This is a genomic window from Pseudomonas sp. SG20056 (assembly GCF_031764535.1).
Classification (GTDB): domain Bacteria; phylum Pseudomonadota; class Gammaproteobacteria; order Pseudomonadales; family Pseudomonadaceae; genus Aquipseudomonas.
On sequence record NZ_CP134499.1, the window covers coordinates 2217218 to 2234110 of the forward strand.

At 58.1% G+C, this 16893-nt stretch carries 17 protein-coding genes; 14 read left to right on the forward strand and 3 right to left on the reverse strand.

The features are described 5' to 3' along the window. Positions 1–55: 55 nt before the first annotated feature. The 3 genes from aat to infA all read left to right on the forward strand — a co-directional run bounded on the left by aat (position 56) and on the right by infA (position 1818). Positions 56–736 carry a leucyl/phenylalanyl-tRNA--protein transferase gene (gene aat, locus RHP75_RS10650; protein WP_311091810.1) on the forward strand — a complete coding sequence of 227 codons (681 nt, stop codon included), beginning with the start codon at positions 56–58 and terminating at the stop codon, positions 734–736. 55 nt (positions 737–791) lie between these two features. Then, on the forward strand, positions 792–1499 hold the full coding sequence (locus RHP75_RS10655; RefSeq protein ID WP_310285398.1) for an arginyltransferase: 708 nt from the start codon (positions 792–794) through the stop codon (positions 1497–1499). A 100-nt stretch (positions 1500–1599) separates the two neighbouring features. Beyond that, positions 1600–1818, forward strand: coding sequence for a translation initiation factor IF-1 (gene infA, locus RHP75_RS10660; protein ID WP_002553999.1), 219 nt, complete (start codon positions 1600–1602; stop codon positions 1816–1818). Between the two features lie 100 nt (positions 1819–1918). Here the strand turns inward: infA and clpA are convergent, their stop codons facing one another. After that, entirely contained in the window at positions 1919–4189 is a 2271-nt protein-coding gene (gene clpA, locus RHP75_RS10665) for an ATP-dependent Clp protease ATP-binding subunit ClpA (protein WP_311091812.1), read from the reverse strand. A 29-nt stretch (positions 4190–4218) separates the two neighbouring features. Beyond that, positions 4219–4581, reverse strand: a complete 363-nt coding sequence (gene clpS / locus RHP75_RS10670; protein ID WP_311091814.1) for an ATP-dependent Clp protease adapter ClpS — start codon at positions 4579–4581, stop codon at positions 4219–4221. A 226-nt stretch (positions 4582–4807) separates the two neighbouring features. Here clpS and cspD point away from each other — a divergent pair, with 226 nt between their 5' ends. Continuing rightward, on the forward strand, positions 4808–5071 hold the full coding sequence (gene cspD / locus RHP75_RS10675; RefSeq protein WP_090386463.1) for a cold shock domain-containing protein CspD: 264 nt from the start codon (positions 4808–4810) through the stop codon (positions 5069–5071). 79 nt (positions 5072–5150) lie between these two features. Here cspD and icd read toward each other — a convergent pair whose 3' ends face one another. Continuing rightward, a complete protein-coding gene (icd, locus tag RHP75_RS10680; RefSeq protein ID WP_090253672.1) occupies positions 5151–6407 on the reverse strand; it encodes an NADP-dependent isocitrate dehydrogenase in 1257 nt (418 codons plus the stop codon). Positions 6408–6769: 362 nt separating this feature from the next. On the opposite strand from icd, the gene RHP75_RS10685 reads away from it, so the two are divergent. From RHP75_RS10685 to RHP75_RS10730, 10 genes are all read left to right on the forward strand, one after another. Next, positions 6770–8995: an NADP-dependent isocitrate dehydrogenase gene (locus RHP75_RS10685; RefSeq protein ID WP_311091816.1), complete on the forward strand. Its 2226-nt coding sequence runs from the start codon at positions 6770–6772 to the stop codon at positions 8993–8995. A 125-nt stretch (positions 8996–9120) separates the two neighbouring features. Then, positions 9121–9561, forward strand: a complete 441-nt coding sequence (locus RHP75_RS10690; protein ID WP_311091817.1) for an NUDIX hydrolase — start codon at positions 9121–9123, stop codon at positions 9559–9561. A gap of 60 nt (positions 9562–9621) precedes the next feature. After that, positions 9622–10740 (forward strand): tRNA 2-thiouridine(34) synthase MnmA, encoded by a 1119-nt coding sequence (gene mnmA, locus RHP75_RS10695; RefSeq protein ID WP_311091819.1) that lies wholly within the window; start codon positions 9622–9624, stop codon positions 10738–10740. Then, positions 10737–11357, forward strand: coding sequence for a high frequency lysogenization protein HflD (gene hflD, locus RHP75_RS10700; protein ID WP_090253665.1), 621 nt, complete (start codon positions 10737–10739; stop codon positions 11355–11357). Before mnmA ends, hflD begins: the two co-directional genes overlap by 4 nt. Before the next feature lie 4 nt (positions 11358–11361). Beyond that, the gene (locus tag RHP75_RS10705) at positions 11362–12222 is read left to right on the forward strand and encodes a DMT family transporter (protein WP_311091823.1); all 861 of its coding nucleotides are present in this window, start codon (positions 11362–11364) and stop codon (positions 12220–12222) included. Positions 12223–12298: 76 nt separating this feature from the next. Then, positions 12299–13669 (forward strand): adenylosuccinate lyase, encoded by a 1371-nt coding sequence (purB, locus tag RHP75_RS10710; protein WP_311091825.1) that lies wholly within the window; start codon positions 12299–12301, stop codon positions 13667–13669. Between the two features lie 78 nt (positions 13670–13747). Further along, positions 13748–14914 carry a cupin domain-containing protein gene (locus RHP75_RS10715; RefSeq protein WP_311091827.1) on the forward strand — a complete coding sequence of 389 codons (1167 nt, stop codon included), beginning with the start codon at positions 13748–13750 and terminating at the stop codon, positions 14912–14914. Continuing rightward, complete coding sequence (locus tag RHP75_RS10720) at positions 14907–15332, forward strand: GNAT family N-acetyltransferase (protein WP_311091829.1); 426 nt, start codon at positions 14907–14909, stop codon at positions 15330–15332. The genes RHP75_RS10715 and RHP75_RS10720 overlap by 8 nt, the downstream gene beginning before the upstream one ends. An 8-nt stretch (positions 15333–15340) precedes the next feature. Next, positions 15341–15982, forward strand: a complete 642-nt coding sequence (locus RHP75_RS10725; protein WP_311091832.1) for a histone acetyltransferase HPA2 — start codon at positions 15341–15343, stop codon at positions 15980–15982. Then, on the forward strand, positions 15979–16788 hold the full coding sequence (locus RHP75_RS10730; protein WP_311091834.1) for a secretin N-terminal domain-containing protein: 810 nt from the start codon (positions 15979–15981) through the stop codon (positions 16786–16788). Before RHP75_RS10725 ends, RHP75_RS10730 begins: the two co-directional genes overlap by 4 nt. Positions 16789–16893: the final 105 nt, after the last annotated feature.

Consider the following 16893-nt stretch of genomic DNA (forward strand, 5'->3'; position numbering starts at 1 on the left):
GGGCGGACACACAGTCCGCCCTACCCTCCTCCTCTGTCCAACTCCGGCCCTGCACATGCTGACGTGGCTGCAACGCGACTCACTGGATTTTCCGCCTCTCAATAAAGCCTTGCGCGAGCCGAACGGTCTGCTGGCGGCAGGTGGCGACCTGCGCCCGGAACGCTTGATCCAGGCTTATCGCCACGGCTGCTTCCCCTGGTTTCAGGATGGCCAGCCGATTCTCTGGTGGTCGCCGGACCCGCGCACCGTGCTGCTGCCTGACAAGCTGCACATCTCGCGCAGTCTCACCAAGGTGCTGCGCCAGGGCCGTTATCGGGTGACCTTCGACCAAGCTTTCGTTGATGTCATCCGTGCCTGCGCCGCACCGCGCAGCTATGCGGCAGAAACCTGGATCACCAGCCCTATGCAGGACGCCTACGTGGAACTGCACAGGCGCGGTATTGCTCATTCGGTTGAGGTTTGGCGCGATAACGAGCTGGTTGGCGGGCTCTATGGTCTGGCCATGGGTCAGCTGTTCTTTGGCGAGTCGATGTTCAGTCGCGCAGATAATGCATCCAAAGTGGGCTTCGTTACCCTGGTCGAACACTTGAAAGACTGGGGCTTTGTGTTGATCGATTGCCAAATGCCGACCGAGCATCTGCTCAGCCTCGGCGCTCAGACGATTCCCCGTAGCGAGTTTGCCGGCTACCTGAGTGACCATCTTGATCAATCCAGCCAGGCGGACTGGGTCGCCTAGGCGAGTTTGCCAGCCTGGCTTACACTTGATTCAAGACCGATCCCGAGAGTCGATCATGACTGAGCTGGCCCGCCTAAAGTTTTACGCCACTCAACCGCACCCCTGCAGCTATCTGCCCGATGAGCAGGCCACCACCCTGTTCCTCGACCCCAGCCAGCCCATGGATGCGGATGTTTACGCTGAGCTTTCGGAAATGGGCTTTCGCCGCAGTGGCGACCACCTCTATCGCCCGCATTGTCAGCGTTGCACCGCTTGCGTCCCGGCGCGCATCCCTGCCGCCCAGTTCAGCCCGAATCGCCAGCAACGGCGTATATTCAAACGTAATCAGGACATCCAGGTTCGCCTCGTGCGCCCGGCTTTTACCGAGGAATATTATGCGTTGTACGTGCGCTACATTGAGCAGCGGCATGCCGATGGCGATATGTACCCGCCCAACCGCGAGCAGTTTTCGACCTTTCTGGTACGCGACCTAGCCTTCTCGCGTTTCTATGAGTTCCGTCAGAACGACCGCCTGCTGGCAATTGCCGTCACCGATGTACTGCCCAATGGATTGTCGGCGGTTTACACCTTTTACGAGCCAGGCGAGGAACGACGCAGCCTCGGGCGCTTTGCCATTCTCTGGCAAATTGCCGAAGCGGCGCGATTAGGGCTGCATGCGGTCTATCTAGGCTACTGGATCAAGAACTGCCGCAAGATGAATTACAAGACCCAGTACAGGCCAATAGAACTGTTCGTCAATCAACGCTGGGTCAGTCTTAACTGAAGCCCTTGGCGCAAACCCCAAATTTCGGGCACAATGCACGCCGCTTTTGCCTGGCGCCAGTTGCACCGGGCCATTCATTGGATACCGAGGGCTTTACTGCATGTCGAAAGAAGACAGCTTCGAAATGGAAGGCACTGTCGTCGACACCCTGCCCAACACCATGTTCCGTGTGGAGTTGGAAAATGGGCACGTCGTTACTGCGCACATCTCCGGAAAGATGCGCAAAAATTACATCCGCATTCTGACTGGCGACAAAGTTCGCGTTGAACTTACGCCTTATGACTTGAGCAAAGGCCGCATTACTTACCGCGCCCGTTAACAGGCCAGCGAAAACTCAGTTTTCCGGCATCTGTTACACCAAGCTCCAGTAAAAACGCCCGGCAATGCCGGGCGTTTTTGTGCGCGTAAGAAAACTACGCCTAGGCCATTTCCGCCGTAGTTTCGAAATCGAAGGTCAACTCGCCACCTTCAATATCGATATGCACCACACCGCCGTGCTCGGCCAGCTCACCAAACAGGATCTCTTCCGCCAGCGGACGCTTGATCTTGTCCTGAATCAGGCGAGCCATCGGTCGAGCGCCCATCTGTACGTCATAACCGCTCTCAGCCAGCCAGCTACGTGCGGCATCGCTGACTTCCAGGGTGACACGCTTGTCCTCAAGCTGCGCCTGCAGTTCGGTGAGGAACTTATCGACGATGCTTTTGATCACTTCGTGGCTCAGGCGGCCGAACTGGATGATGGTATCCAGGCGGTTGCGGAACTCCGGCGTGAAGCTTTTCTTGATCACTTCCATGGCATCAGACGAGTGGTCCTGATGGGTGAAGCCAATGGATGCCCGCGCCGCTGTTTCAGCGCCAGCGTTGGTGGTCATGATCACGATCACATTGCGGAAATCAGCCTTACGGCCATTGTTGTCGGTCAGGGTGCCATGATCCATAACCTGCAGGAGCAGGTTAAAGACTTCCGGGTGAGCCTTTTCGATCTCATCAAGCAGCAATACGCAATGTGGCGTTTTGGTGATCGCTTCGGTCAGTAGACCGCCTTGATCAAAGCCTACATAACCGGGTGGAGCACCGATCAGGCGCGACACAGTGTGGCGCTCCATGTACTCGGACATATCGAAGCGAATCAACTCTACACCTAACGCTTTGGCCAACTGGCGTGCAGCCTCAGTTTTACCAACCCCAGTGGGCCCGGCAAACAGGAAGGAGCCGACAGGCTTGTCAGGGGCTTTGAGGCCGGCACGCGACAGCTTGATCGCGGTCGACAGCGAGTCAATTGCGGCGTCCTGGCCAAATACAGTGAGCTTCAGGTCACGTTCCAGGTTACGCAGCAGTTCTTTGTCCGAGCTGCTGACATGTTTTGGCGGAATACGGGCAATTTTCGCCACGATGTCTTCGACCTGCGCCACATCGATACGCGTCAGGCGTTTTTCCAGCGGCTGCAAGCGCTGATAAGCGCCTGCCTCATCGATTACGTCAATGGCCTTGTCCGGCATATGGCGGTCATTGATATAGCGCGAAGCCAGCTCAGCCGCTGCGCGCAGTGCCTCATCGCTATATTCGATGCTGTGATGCTGCTCGAAGCGACCTTTCAGACCACGCAAAATGCCGATGGTGTCTTCTACCGACGGCTCAACCACATCAACTTTCTGGAAGCGCCGAGCGAGAGCGCGGTCTTTCTCAAAGATGCCGCGGAATTCCTGGAAGGTCGTCGAGCCGATGCAGCGTATTTCACCCGAAGACAGCATAGGTTTCAGTAAGTTGGACGCATCCATTACTCCACCCGATGCCGCGCCCGCGCCAATAATGGTGTGGATTTCATCAATAAACAGGATGGCGTGCGGACGTTTACGCAACTCATTGAGAAGCGCCTTCAGGCGCTTCTCAAAATCACCACGGTATTTGGTACCGGCCAGTAATGCGCCGAGATCCAAGGAGTAGACCACGCTGTCCGCTAGCAAGTCAGGTACCTGATTATCGACAATGCGCTTGGCCAGGCCTTCAGCAATGGCGGTTTTACCGACACCCGCTTCACCCACTAATAGCGGATTGTTCTTACGCCGACGCGCAAGAATCTGCGCCACACGTTCGACTTCCGACTCGCGGCCGACAAGCGGATCAATGCGGCCCTGGCGAGCCAGTTCATTCAGGTTGCTGGCATAAGCATCCAGCGGATTGCTCGAGCTGGAGGACTCGCCGCTTTCGTCGTCCTGCATTTCCTGTTCGGTTTCCGAATGGCCACCATGGCCCGGAACCTTGGAGATGCCGTGGGCAATAAAATTGACCACATCGATACGCGCGACGCTCTGCTGCTTGAGCAGAAACACCGCCTGACTTTCCTGCTCGCTGAAGATTGCTACCAGTACATTGGCACCGGTCACTTCACGCTTGCCGGAACTCTGTACGTGGAACACCGCGCGCTGCAGAACGCGCTGGAAACCCAAGGTAGGCTGCGTTTCGCGCTCTTCATCGTGTTGTGGGATTAGCGGCGTGGTGGAGTCGATAAACTCTTGCAGATCATGCCGCAGCTTGTCCAGGTTGGCCCCGCACGCACGCAGTACGCTGGCAGCGGCCTCGTTATCCAGGAGAGCCAGCAACAAATGCTCAACCGTCATAAATTCATGACGCTTGGTACGAGCCTCCTTGAAAGCCAGATTGAGGGTGACTTCGAGCTCTCGATTTAACATAGCTTCACCTCATGCCCAAGTGGCCGGCGTTAACCGTCCTTCTCTATTTCACAGAGTAGCGGATGCTGGCTCTCTCTCGCATATTGATTCACCTGTGTCGCTTTGGTTTCAGCAATATCGCGGGTAAACACTCCACATACTGCCCGCCCCTCTGTATGGACGGTCAGCATGATTTTGGTCGCTATCTCTCGATTCAGGTTGAAAAAAACCTCGAGAATCTCGACCACGAAATCCATGGGCGTGTAGTCGTCATTAAACAAAATCACTTTATACATAGGAGGCGCCTGCAGGGCGGGCTTTGATTCCTGAACGGCTAAGCCGAAGGAATCGTCCTCATGCTCTGCGGGGCGATCCTGATTGAATGTTAGTCGAATCTGGCTACGTGCATGCATGCTGAATAGCTTCGTTGATGGGCGAATAGTCTGTGCTAGACAGAGTTTGAACGGCTTCTCAGCCAGTTACAGCATTGCCTTGACTATCGGCAAAACGGTGTTACAAACAATGAATACCCAGCGTGGGTATTAAGGGGTTTCACACGCGGCCCGCCTTGGCGAACCATGTGTGGGATTGAAGTGGATGATACTCCAGTGATGGAGTCCTTTGCAGAGGGATATCAGCATGGTTAGCGGTAAGGTCAAGTGGTTCAACAACGCCAAAGGCTATGGGTTCATCCTGGCCGATGGTCGAGATGAGGACCTGTTCGCCCACTACTCGGCTATCCAGATGGACGGCTATAAAACGCTGAAGGCTGGCCAGCCGGTAAGCTTCGATATTATTCAAGGTCCAAAAGGACTCCACGCCGTAAACATCAGCGCGGCTACTGCCGCCAGTGAAGCGCCCGCCGCTGTCAAGCAACACCAGGGCTCAACGGTTGAAGTCTGATTAGTCATCTGGGCAGTTAATCGCCCACAAAAAAGGCCGGTCATTTGACCGGCCTTTCTTTATGTAGAAGCTGATTGGCTTACATGTGCGAAATCAGCGCATCACCGAATGCCGAGCAGGACAGCAGCTTGGCACCGTCCATCAGGCGCTCGAAGTCATAGGTCACGGTTTTGGCACCGATGGCGCCATTTGTACCCTTGATGATCAGATCAGCCGCTTCGGTCCAGCCCATGTGGCGAAGCATCATTTCGGCGGAGAGGATCAGTGAGCCTGGGTTCACCTGGTCCTTACCAGCGTACTTCGGTGCAGTACCGTGGGTAGCTTCGAACATCGCAACGGTGTCGGACAGGTTGGCACCTGGAGCGATACCGATACCACCGACTTCAGCCGCCAACGCATCGGACAGGTAGTCACCGTTGAGGTTGAGGGTGGCGATTACGTCGTACTCGGCCGGACGCAGTAGGATCTGCTGCAGCATGGCGTCGGCGATGGCGTCTTTGACAATGACATTCTTGCCGGTTTTCGGGTTCTTGAACTGCATCCAAGGACCGCCATCGAGCAAGGTTGCGCCGAATTCTTCAGCGGCAATTTCGTAGGCCCACTCTTTGAAGGCACCTTCGGTGAACTTCATAATGTTGCCTTTGTGCACGATGGTCAGCGAGTCGCGGTCGTTATCGACTACGTACTGCAGCGCTTTACGTGCCAGACGCTTGGTACCTTCTTTTGAAACCGGCTTAACACCGATACCGCAGTCTTGGTCGAAGCGAATCTTGGTTACACCCATTTCCTCTTTGAGGAACTTGATCACCTTAGTTGCTTCTGGCGAGCCAGCTTTCCACTCGATACCGGCGTAGATATCTTCCGAGTTCTCACGGAAGATTGTCATGTCGACGTCGCCAGGCTTCTTCACCGGACTTGGCACGCCTTCGAACCAGCGTACTGGGCGAAGGCAGACATACAGGTCAAGCTGCTGACGCAGCGCAACGTTGAGGGAGCGGATGCCGCCACCGACTGGCGTGGTCAGCGGGCCTTTGATGGAAACGACGTAGTCTTTGACTGCATCCAGAGTTTCCTGAGGCAACCAAGTGTCCTGGTCGTAAACCTGAGTGGCTTTCTCGCCTGCGTAAACTTCCATCCAGGAGATCTTGCGTTCACCGCCGTAGGCTTTCTGTACGGCCGCATCAACTACTTTGATCATCACCGGGCTGATATCGACACCGATACCATCGCCTTCGATAAAAGGGATGATTGGATTGTTCGGTACGTTCAGGGATGTATCGGCATTGACGGTGATTTTGTCACCGGTGGCAGGCACCTGGATCTTTTGGTATCCCATGCTGGACTCCGTCTTGTGGTTAAAACAGTCAGATCGCCCCAGAGTAACCCACTTGAATCGGGCGAAACCATATGTTCGTTGGTCTTATGCGCCAAGGCATTCTGCGACGCGTTAGCGCGGTGGTATACTTCACAGATGACTCACAGGTCATAAGGCGCGGATCGTTCAAACAGGTTGTCCGCCTCTTGAAACCGTCGAACTGCTACAGCGCTTCAACGGCTCGAAACGCTTAACACTCTACTGGTGCATCCAACATCACCGCGGCAAGTCCTCGACTTCTGGTTCATCCATATGGGCCTCAGCGCTTACCTGCGCATGTCGAGTCGCTATGCACGCTCAGCAAAGAAGAGAGTTCACTCAGAATGTCCACCCCCTCGAAGATCATCTACACCTTCACCGACGAAGCTCCAGCCCTTGCGACCTATTCGCTTCTGCCTATTGTAGAAGCCTTCGCAGCCTCTGCTGAGATTGCCGTCGAAACACGCGACATCTCTCTTGCAGGGCGCATCCTTGCAAGCTTTGCCGACCAGTTGGATGCTGACAAGCAAATCGCCGACGACCTCGCCAAGCTGGCCGTACTGGCCACCTCGCCAGATGCCAACATCATCAAGCTGCCAAACATCAGTGCCTCGGTGCCGCAGCTCAAAGGTGCAATCGCCGAGCTGCAAGCCCAAGGCTTTAACATCCCGAATTTCCCGGAAGACCCACAAACTGACGCCGAAAAAGACGCCAGTGCCCGTTATAGCAAAGTGCTTGGCAGTGCGGTCAACCCGGTGCTGCGTGAAGGTAACTCCGACCGCCGCGCGCCTTCCGCAGTCAAAGCCTTCGTACGCAAGCACCCACACTCCATGGGCAAGTGGAGCATGACTTCGCAATCCCACGCCGATTACATGCGCGGTGGCGATTTCTTCTCCAGCGAGCAGTCGATCACCATGGCCAAGGCCGGTGACGTGCGTATCGAGTTTGTCGGCAAGAACGGCAAGATTGAAGTCAAGAAGCAGCTCGCCCTGCAGGAAGGCGAAGTCTTCGACAGCATGTTTATGAGCTGCCGCAAGCTGCGCGATTTCTTTGAGCGCACCCTGCAGGACTGCAAGGAAAACGGTGTGATGTGGTCCCTGCACGTCAAGGCGACCATGATGAAAGTCTCCCACCCGATCGTGTTCGGCCACGCTGTCAGCGTCTACTACAAAGACGTGTTCGATAAATACGGCAAGCTGTTCGAAGAGCTGGGCGTCAACCCGAACAACGGCATCAGCAGCGTTTACGACAAGATCAAATCCCTGCCAGCGTCGCAGCAGGAAGAAATTCTCGATGATATCCACGCCTGCTACAGCCACCGCCCGGAAATGGCCATGGTTGACTCGGTCAAGGGCATTACCAACCTGCATATCCCAAGCGACGTGATCGTCGACGCCTCGATGCCGGCGATGATTCGCAGCTCCGGGCAGATGTGGGGCAAGGACGGCAAGCTCAAGGACACCAAAGCGGTGATGCCGGAAAGCACCTACGCCCGCATCTACCAGGAAATGATCAACTTCTGCAAAACCAACGGTGCGTTCAACCCCACCACCATGGGCAGCGTACCGAACGTTGGCCTGATGGCGCAGAAAGCCGAAGAGTACGGCTCCCACGACAAGACCTTCGAAATGAGCGCCGATGGCACCATGCGCGTAGTACTGGCAGATGGCACAGTGCTGATGCAGCACGAGGTCGAGGCTGGTGACATCTGGCGTGCCTGCCAGACCAAAGATGCGCCGATCCGCGATTGGGTCAAGCTGGCCGTGACTCGTGCTCGCCAATCCAACACCCCAGCAATCTTCTGGCTCGACCCGGAGCGCGCCCATGATCGCGAACTGCAGAAGAAAGTCGAAACCTACCTGCAGGAACATGATCTGACCGGTCTGGACATCCGCGTTATGGACTACAACCAGGCCATTCGCGCCAGCATGGAGCGTTTGATTCGTGGCCAGGACACCATTTCGGTAACCGGCAACGTACTACGCGACTACCTGACCGACCTGTTCCCGATCATGGAACTGGGCACCTCGGCCAAAATGCTCTCCATCGTCCCACTGATGGCCGGTGGCGGCATGTACGAAACCGGCGCCGGCGGCTCGGCACCCAAGCACGTGCAGCAGCTGATTGAAGAAAACCACCTGCGTTGGGATTCGCTCGGCGAGTTCCTGGCCCTGGCGGTTTCCCTGGAAGAGACCGGGATCAAGACCAACAACCCGAAAGCCAAACTGCTGGGCAAAACCCTCGATGCGGCCACCGGTAAGTTGCTCGACAACAACAAGTCGCCATCGCGCAAAACCGGCGAGCTGGACAACCGTGGTAGCCACTTTTACCTGGCGCTCTACTGGGCTCAGGAACTGGCCGCACAGAACGATGATGCCGAACTGAAAGCGCAGTTCGCGCCACTGGCCAAAACTCTGACCGAGAATGAAGCAACCATCGTTGCCGAACTCAGCGCCGTACAGGGCAAGCCCGTGGACATCGGCGGTTACTACCGCTCCAACCCGCAATTGACCAGCCAGGTCATGCGCCCGAGCGCGACCTTCAATGCCGCACTCGCTGCGCTGAACTAAGACGTAGCACCCTGTGCCCCCGGGCACAGCAACACCGCAAACCCCGGCCATGTGCCGGGGTTTGTGCATTCAGGGTAGAGCGAATCAGGATAAGATCGCCTTTTCTCATAACAGGTAGCACGTTTATGCAGTGGCAGCCGCATATCACCGTGGCCACGGTCATCGAAGACCAGGGCCGTTTTCTGTTGGTCGAAGAAATGGCCGAAGGCCGTGCCGTGTTCAACCAACCTGCCGGCCATCTGGAAGCCAATGAAAGCTTGCTACAGGCCGCGCTGCGCGAAACCCTTGAGGAAACTGGCTGGGATGTCGAGCTGACTGGCGTTACCGGCATTTACCTGTACATCGCCCCCAGTAACGGCATCACCTACCAGCGCGTGTGTTTTGCCGCCAAACCTTTGCAGCAAAGGCTCAATTATCCGCTGGATGACGGCATCATCGGTCCACGCTGGCTGACCCGTGACGAGTTGGCAGCTCAACCCGAGCGCTGGCGCAGTGAATTGGTGCTGCGCTGCATTGATGACTACCTGAGCGGCCAGTGTTATCCCCTGAGCCTGATCCGCGATTAACGGCCACAGCTCTGCGCCTGCTAGAATCGCCCTCTTTTTAAGCCCGTGCCCCGTATCCCCATGCCAGATCCAACTACTCAGCGCGTAATCGTCGGTATGTCCGGCGGCGTCGACTCCTCGGTTTCAGCTCTACTCCTGCTTGAACAGGGTTATCAGGTCGAAGGCCTGTTTATGAAGAACTGGGACGAAGACGACGGCACCGAATACTGCACCGCTATGGACGACCTGGCCGACGCGCAGGCCGTGTGCGACAAAATTGGCATCACGCTGCACACCGCCAACTTTGCCGCTGAATACTGGGACAACGTGTTCGAGCACTTTTTGGCTGAATACAAGGCCGGACGCACGCCGAACCCAGACATCCTGTGTAACCGCGAGATTAAGTTCAAAGCCTTCCTCGACTACGCCCTGATGCTCGGTGCAGACCTGATTGCCACCGGCCACTACGTGCGCCGCCGTGATATCGACGGGCGCACCGAGCTGCTCAAGGGCCTCGATCCGAATAAGGATCAGAGCTATTTCCTGCATGCGGTCGGTGGCGAGCAGATTGCCAAGACGCTTTTTCCCGTAGGCGAGCTGGAAAAACCAGCGGTACGTGCCATCGCAGAGAAATATGCGCTGGCCACGGCGAAGAAGAAGGACTCCACCGGCATCTGCTTTATCGGCGAGCGGCGTTTCAGCGACTTCCTCAAACAATATCTGCCAGCTCAGCCCGGCAATATCGAAACCACCGAAGGTGAAATTATCGGCCGTCATCACGGCCTGATGTACCACACCATCGGTCAGCGCCAGGGACTGGGCATTGGCGGTTTGAAAGACGCCAGTGACGAGCCCTGGTATGTCCTGCACAAAGACCTGACCCGCAATGTGCTGGTGGTTGGTCAGGGTAATGAACACCCATGGCTGTTCAGCCGCGCCCTGCTCGCCTCGGAAATTTACTGGGTCAACCCGATTGATCTGAGCACGCCGCGTGAGCTGACGGCCAAGGTGCGCTATCGCCAGAGCGATCAGACCTGCACGCTGGAGAAAACCGCCAGCGGCTACCGCGCTGTATTCAATGAACCGCAGCGCGCTGTGACACCGGGACAGTCCGTGGTGTTCTACGACGGTGAAATCTGCCTGGGTGGCGGCGTGATTGAAACCGCTGAACCCTGGACTGTGCGGGAGCAAACGGCGTGAATCCTATCCGCGAGCAACTGATCGCCCTCGGCGCGGTATTCGAATCAGCCGTATTGGTCGACAAACTGGCGCGTACCGGCCAGATCGGCGAGCCCGCCGTGGCCTGCATGATCAACAGCTTGTTAGTACGCGACCCGAAAGACACGCTGGACGTTTACGGCGGCGATGACCTCAACCTGCGTGATGGTTACCGCGCCCTGGTCAGCGCCCTGGAGCGCGACCCGGCCAGCCTGCAACGTGATCCACTGCGTTATGCCTTGGCGCTGCTGGCCCTTGAGCGTCAGCTGGATAAGCGCGGCGATATGCTGCAAGTCATGGGCAGCCGCCTTGATCAAGTACAGCAGCAGGTTGAGCACTTCGGCCCGACCCATGAAAACGTGATATCCAACTGCGCCAGCCTGTATCAGGACACCATCAGCACCTTCCGCCAGCGCATCCAAGTGCAAGGCGATATGCGCCACCTGCAACAGACAAACAATGCCGCGAAGATCCGTGCGCTACTGCTCGCAGGCATTCGCTCGGCACGCCTGTGGCGCCAACTGGGCGGCCATCGCTGGCAGATGGTGTTCAGCCGCAGCAAGCTGCTCAAGGAACTCTACCCGCTGCTGCGGTCCTGAGCGCATGAGCACGCGCTCGGTCAAGCCGCTGCAGGGCGCTACATTGCTGGCGCTGTCCGCCTTGCTGTTTTCCCTGATGGGTGTGGGCATTCGCGAAGTGTCGGTCAGCGTCAACAATGAATCGGTGGTGTTCTTTCGCAACCTGGTCGGTGTGCTGTTCTTTATCCCGCTGGTCTTGCTCAAAGGGGTTGGCCCGCTCAAGACCACCCGCTTGAAGTCTCACCTGTGGCGCACCACCTACGGCCTGGCGGCGATGTATTGCTTCTTCTACGCCATTGCCCACCTGCCACTGGCCGATGCCATGCTCTTCACCTACTCGGCACCGCTGTTCACCCCACTGATTGCCTGGTGGTGGCTCAAGGAGCCGCTCAGTAAGCGCATGCTGCTGACCACTGGCATCGGCCTGGTTGGCGTACTGTTGGTGGCCAAACCCTCAGCTGCACTGCTCGACAGTCAGGCCCTGATCGGCCTCGCTGCCAGTGTGCTGGCGGCGTTCGCCTTTGTCTCAATTCGCGAAATGAGCGACACCGAGCCGGCTTTTCGCATCGTCTTCTACTTTTCCCTGTTCAGCGCTCTGATCTCGGCCATCCCGCTGACCTGGGCCTGGCAGCCGATGACCCAACACGAGCTGGGCTTGCTGCTGGTGATCGGCCTGCTGGCAACCGCCAGTCAGATCGTCATGTCCAAGGCCTACAGCCTGGCACCACCCGGCCTGATCGGCCCCTTCGCCTATCTGGCGATTGTGTTCGCTGGACTGATTGCCTGGTTGCGCTGGGGTGAAACGCCCGATTTGACCTCGTTGCTAGGCGCCGCACTGATTTTCAGTGCCAGCCTGCTGTCGATCAGTCGTCGCAAAGGCAGCTGAAGCAATCGCGGCCGGGCGTTGATTTCATGTATGATACGCGCCCTTTTCAATGCCCGATTGTCCGAGAACGCCTCCCATGCAGCTTTCCTCGCTCACCGCGGTTTCCCCCGTCGATGGCCGCTACGCCGGCAAAACCAGCGCTCTGCGCCCCATTTTCAGCGAATACGGCCTGATCCGTTTCCGTGTTCTGGTTGAAGTACGCTGGCTGCAGCGCCTGGCCGCCCATGAAGGCGTATCCGAAGTAGCCCCCTTCTCCGCCGAAGCCAACGCTGTGCTCAATGAGCTGGCTGACAACTTCGCCGTCGAGCACGCCGAGCGCGTCAAAGAAATCGAGCGCACCACCAACCACGACGTCAAAGCCGTGGAATACCTGCTCAAGGAGCAAGCTGCCAAGCTGCCTGAGCTGGACAAGGTCAGCGAGTTCATTCACTTCGCCTGCACCAGCGAGGACATCAACAACCTGTCCCACGCCCTGATGCTGCGCGCCGGCCGTGACGACGTGCTGCTGCCACTGATGCGTCAGACCGCCGAAGCCATCCGCGAGCTGGCGATCAAATTCGCCGACGTGCCGATGCTTTCGCGTACCCACGGTCAGCCTGCATCGCCGACCACCCTCGGTAAGGAACTGGCCAACGTGGTCTACCGCCTGGAGCGCCAGATCGCTCAGGTTGCGGCGGTTCCACTGCTGGGCAAGATCAATGGTGCGGTGGGCAACTACAACGCTCACCTGTCGGCCTACCCGCAGATCGACTGGGAAGCCAACGCCAAGCAATTTATCGAAGGTGACCTGGGCCTGCAATTCAACCCCTACACCACGCAGATTGAGCCGCACGACTACATCGCCGAGCTGTTCGACGCCATCGCCCGCTTCAACACCATCCTGATCGACTTTGATCGCGATATCTGGGGCTATATCTCCCTGGGCTATTTCAAACAGCGCACCATCGCCGGCGAAATCGGCTCCTCGACCATGCCGCACAAGGTCAACCCGATCGACTTCGAGAACTCCGAAGGCAACCTGGGCATCGCCAACGCGCTGTTCCAGCACCTGGCCAGCAAGTTGCCGATCTCGCGCTGGCAGCGTGACCTGACCGACTCCACCGTGCTGCGCAACCTCGGTGTCGGCTTTGCTCACAGCGTTATCGCTTACGAAGCCAGCCTCAAGGGCATCGGCAAGCTGGAGCTGAACGAAGTCCGCATCGCAGCCGACCTGGATGCTTGCTGGGAAGTGCTCGCCGAGCCGATCCAGACCGTGATGCGCCGTTACGCCATCGAAAACCCCTACGAGAAGCTCAAGGAACTGACTCGCGGCAAGGGCATCAGCCCCGAAGCGCTGCAGACCTTTATCGATGGCCTGGACATGCCAGCAGAAGCCAAAGCCGAGCTCAAGCTCCTGACCCCTGCCAGCTACATCGGCAACGCGGTCGCTCAGGCCAAGCGCATCTAACCGGCAACAGCCTCCCAGACGCCCGGCTGCGCCGGGCGTTTTTATTTATGGGTACTTACTGACTTCAAGGGCTTAGCGATGAATCCTGATACTCCGCTGCAACTGTTGGGTGGCCTTACTGCTCGCGAGTTCATGCGTGACTACTGGCAGAAGAAACCCCTGCTGGTACGCCAGGCCATCCCCGGTTTTGAGAGCCCGATTTCCCCCGACGAGCTGGCCGGCCTGGCGCTGGAAGAAGAAATCGAATCGCGCCTGGTCATCGAACATGGCGAGCGCCCTTGGGAGCTGCGCCGCGGCCCGTTCGCAGAAGACGCCTTTGCCGATCTGCCCGAGCGCGACTGGACCCTGCTGGTGCAGGCGGTCGACCAGTTCGTCCCTGAAGTAGCCGAACTGCTGGAAGAGTTCAAATTTCTGCCCAAGTGGCGCATCGATGACGTAATGGTCAGCTTCGCCGTACCTGGCGGTGGCGTTGGCCCGCATTTCGACAACTACGATGTGTTCCTCCTGCAGGGTTACGGCAAGCGCCGCTGGCAGGTCGGTCAGGTGTGCGATTCCGACAGCCCAATGCTGCAACACGCGGATCTGAAGATCCTCGCCGAATTCGTTAAAACTGAAGAATGGGTTCTGGAACCCGGCGACATGCTCTATCTGCCGCCGCTTCTGGCCCACTGTGGTACCGCTGAGGATGACTGTATGACGTATTCCGTAGGCTTCCGTGCGCCAAGCGCCGCTGAAGTTCTCACCCATTTCACCGATTTTCTCGGCCAGTTCCTGCCTGACGAAGAGCGCTACAGCGACGCTGACGCGCAGCCGACCAGCGACCCTACGCAGATCCAGCGCGACGCCCTGGATCGCCTCAAGGCCCTACTCACCGAACACATGAGCGATGAGCGGCTGCTGATGACCTGGTTCGGCCAATTTATGACCGAACCCAAGTACCCGGAGCTGATTGCCGGCATCGAGATTGACGAAGAAGGCTTCCTCGCCGGCCTGGAAAATGGCGCGATCCTGATCCGCAACCCCAGCGCACGTATGGCCTGGTCGGAAGTTGGTGAAGATCTGGTGCTGTTCGCCAGTGGCCAGAGCCGTCTGCTTTCGGCCGGCCTGCGTGAGCTGCTGAAACTGGTCTGTTCCGCCGATGCCCTGCATATCGAAAACCTCGGTGCGTGGCTCGCCGATGACGAAGGGCGTAACCTGTTGGTTGAACTGGTCAAACAAGGCAGCCTGGAGTTTGCTGATGAGTGAGATACACGTTCGTCTGGCCGACTGGCAGAAGGACAACGCTGACCTGCGGCGCATTCGCGAAACCGTGTTTATCGCGGAACAAGCGGTGCCGCCGGAGCTCGAATGGGATGCCGAAGACGCCGATGCCTTGCATTTTCTGGCCCTGGAAGGCGACTACCCGATCGGTACTGCACGCCTGTTGCCCGATGGCCATATCGGCCGAGTGTCGGTACTCAAGGACTGGCGCGGTCTGAACGTCGGTGTCGCGCTGATCCAGGCGGTGATCGCAGAAGCGGAACAGCGTGGCCTGACTCAGCAAATGCTCAGCGCCCAGGTGCACGCCACTGCCTTCTATGAAAAGCTCGGGTTTGCCATCGTCAGCGGGGAATACCTCGACGCCGGCATCCCCCACGTGGACATGGTGCGTCATAGCGCCTAGAGGCCAAGATGAACGACGAAAACGCCCCGAGTGACCCTACCGAGCTGGTGGAGCCCATAGAGCTCCCTGCCATCGAGTTTCAGTCACCGGGGCGTTTTGCTGTGCACAATCCGGGCAGCCCCAACTCGGATAGCCCACGGGCGGAGCCGGCGCCGTTTAGCCTCGGCGCACATGCCACGCTGGAACGCTTCAACCAGCCCGAACAGGCCCGCGCTCATGCCCTCGCGCTGTTGCAGCAAGCACAGCGCAGCCTGTGCATCTACAGTCACGACCTGGAGCCTTGGCTCTATCATCACAGCAGTGTGCAAGACGCCTGCACGCGTTTTCTGCTGGCCAGCCCGCGCAACCAACTGCGCATTCTGCTGCGCGACCCCAGCCGTGCAGTCAAGGAAGGCCACCGCCTGCTCAGCCTTTCGCGCCGGCTGTCCTCCAACCTGCAGATCCGCAAGCTGCACCCGGATTACCCTAGTGAGGAGCTGGCGTTTCTGCTGGCCGATGATCGCGGCTTGCTGCTCTTGCCGGAAATTGGCCAGGCCAGCGGCTATGCCCTTTACCAGGACCCCGGTCGCAATCGCCAGCGGCGCGCACAGTTTGATCAAGCCTGGGATACCAGCATTACCGACGCTGATTTACGGAGTTTTCTGCTATGAAGGTTCGCACCCTGCTCGCCGCCGCGCTGTTTGCTTGTAGCCTGCCCCTCAGCGCCGCTACCGAAGTGATTCCGCTGAATTTCCGCACGGCTGATGAGGTGCTCAGCGTGGTGCAATCGGTTCTCGGCCATGAGGGCAAGGTCAACGCCTATGGCAACCAGCTGATCGTCAATGCTGAACCGGCGAAGATTGCCGAAGTGCGCGCCCTGCTGCAGCAACTCGATACCGAGCCACGGCGCTTGCTGATCAGCGTCGACACCAATGAGTCGGGTTTTCAGTCCGATCGCGGCTACCGCGCCGACAGCACGATCAGCGCCGGCGATGCCGAGGTGCAGATCGGCCAGGGTGAAATCAATGGCCGCGACCAGGTACGCATCATCCGCCGCAGCACCGATAGCCGCAGCGGCGGCACTCAGCAGGTGCAGGCCACCGAGGGCTACCCTGCTTTAATTCAGGTTGGCCAGAGCGTACCGCTGACCACCCGAGGGCGTGATGTCTATGGCCAGCCCTACAGCAATACCCAGTACCGCAACGTCACCCGTGGTTTTTACGTCACTGCCAGCCTAAGTGGCGAGTTGGTGCACATCAACATCAGCAGCAACCGTGACCGCCTGAGCCAATCGCAACCCGGCGCTATTGATGTGCAAAGCACCGATACGCGGGTCACTGGCCGCGTGGGTGAGTGGATCAGCATTGGCGGCGTCAGCGAGCAGAGCCAGGGCGAGCAAGGCGACTTTCTGCAACACCGCTCGACCCAGGGCCGCGAAGACATGAGCATGCGCGTCAAAGTCGACGTTGTGAACTAGACCCCGCCGCCCCTCCCTCGCACTGGGCCGCCCCTGGCCCAGTACCGATAACCGCTCATCGGCTGATTTTCGCCGCTGCTGCAAAGCAAATACCTCGCAACCATT

What these genes read in the sequence shown, in the direction of transcription:
- RHP75_RS10730 (WP_311091834.1), top strand. Translation starts at nt 15,979, where the DNA reads ATGAAGGTTCGCACCCTGCTCGCCGCCGCGCTGTTTGCTTGTAGCCTG.
- clpA (WP_311091812.1), bottom strand. Translation starts at nt 4,189, where the DNA reads ATGTTAAATCGAGAGCTCGAAGTCACCCTCAATCTGGCTTTCAAGGAG.
- mnmA (WP_311091819.1), top strand. Translation starts at nt 9,622, where the DNA reads ATGCCAGATCCAACTACTCAGCGCGTAATCGTCGGTATGTCCGGCGGC.
- RHP75_RS10685 (WP_311091816.1), top strand. Translation starts at nt 6,770, where the DNA reads ATGTCCACCCCCTCGAAGATCATCTACACCTTCACCGACGAAGCTCCA.
- RHP75_RS10690 (WP_311091817.1), top strand. Translation starts at nt 9,121, where the DNA reads ATGCAGTGGCAGCCGCATATCACCGTGGCCACGGTCATCGAAGACCAG.
- icd (WP_090253672.1), bottom strand. Translation starts at nt 6,407, where the DNA reads ATGGGATACCAAAAGATCCAGGTGCCTGCCACCGGTGACAAAATCACC.
- infA (WP_002553999.1), top strand. Translation starts at nt 1,600, where the DNA reads ATGTCGAAAGAAGACAGCTTCGAAATGGAAGGCACTGTCGTCGACACC.
- RHP75_RS10655 (WP_310285398.1), top strand. Translation starts at nt 792, where the DNA reads ATGACTGAGCTGGCCCGCCTAAAGTTTTACGCCACTCAACCGCACCCC.
- clpS (WP_311091814.1), bottom strand. Translation starts at nt 4,581, where the DNA reads ATGCATGCACGTAGCCAGATTCGACTAACATTCAATCAGGATCGCCCC.
- RHP75_RS10720 (WP_311091829.1), top strand. Translation starts at nt 14,907, where the DNA reads ATGAGTGAGATACACGTTCGTCTGGCCGACTGGCAGAAGGACAACGCT.
- RHP75_RS10705 (WP_311091823.1), top strand. Translation starts at nt 11,362, where the DNA reads ATGAGCACGCGCTCGGTCAAGCCGCTGCAGGGCGCTACATTGCTGGCG.
- purB (WP_311091825.1), top strand. Translation starts at nt 12,299, where the DNA reads ATGCAGCTTTCCTCGCTCACCGCGGTTTCCCCCGTCGATGGCCGCTAC.
- aat (WP_311091810.1), top strand. Translation starts at nt 56, where the DNA reads ATGCTGACGTGGCTGCAACGCGACTCACTGGATTTTCCGCCTCTCAAT.
- RHP75_RS10725 (WP_311091832.1), top strand. Translation starts at nt 15,341, where the DNA reads ATGAACGACGAAAACGCCCCGAGTGACCCTACCGAGCTGGTGGAGCCC.
- RHP75_RS10715 (WP_311091827.1), top strand. Translation starts at nt 13,748, where the DNA reads ATGAATCCTGATACTCCGCTGCAACTGTTGGGTGGCCTTACTGCTCGC.
- cspD (WP_090386463.1), top strand. Translation starts at nt 4,808, where the DNA reads ATGGTTAGCGGTAAGGTCAAGTGGTTCAACAACGCCAAAGGCTATGGG.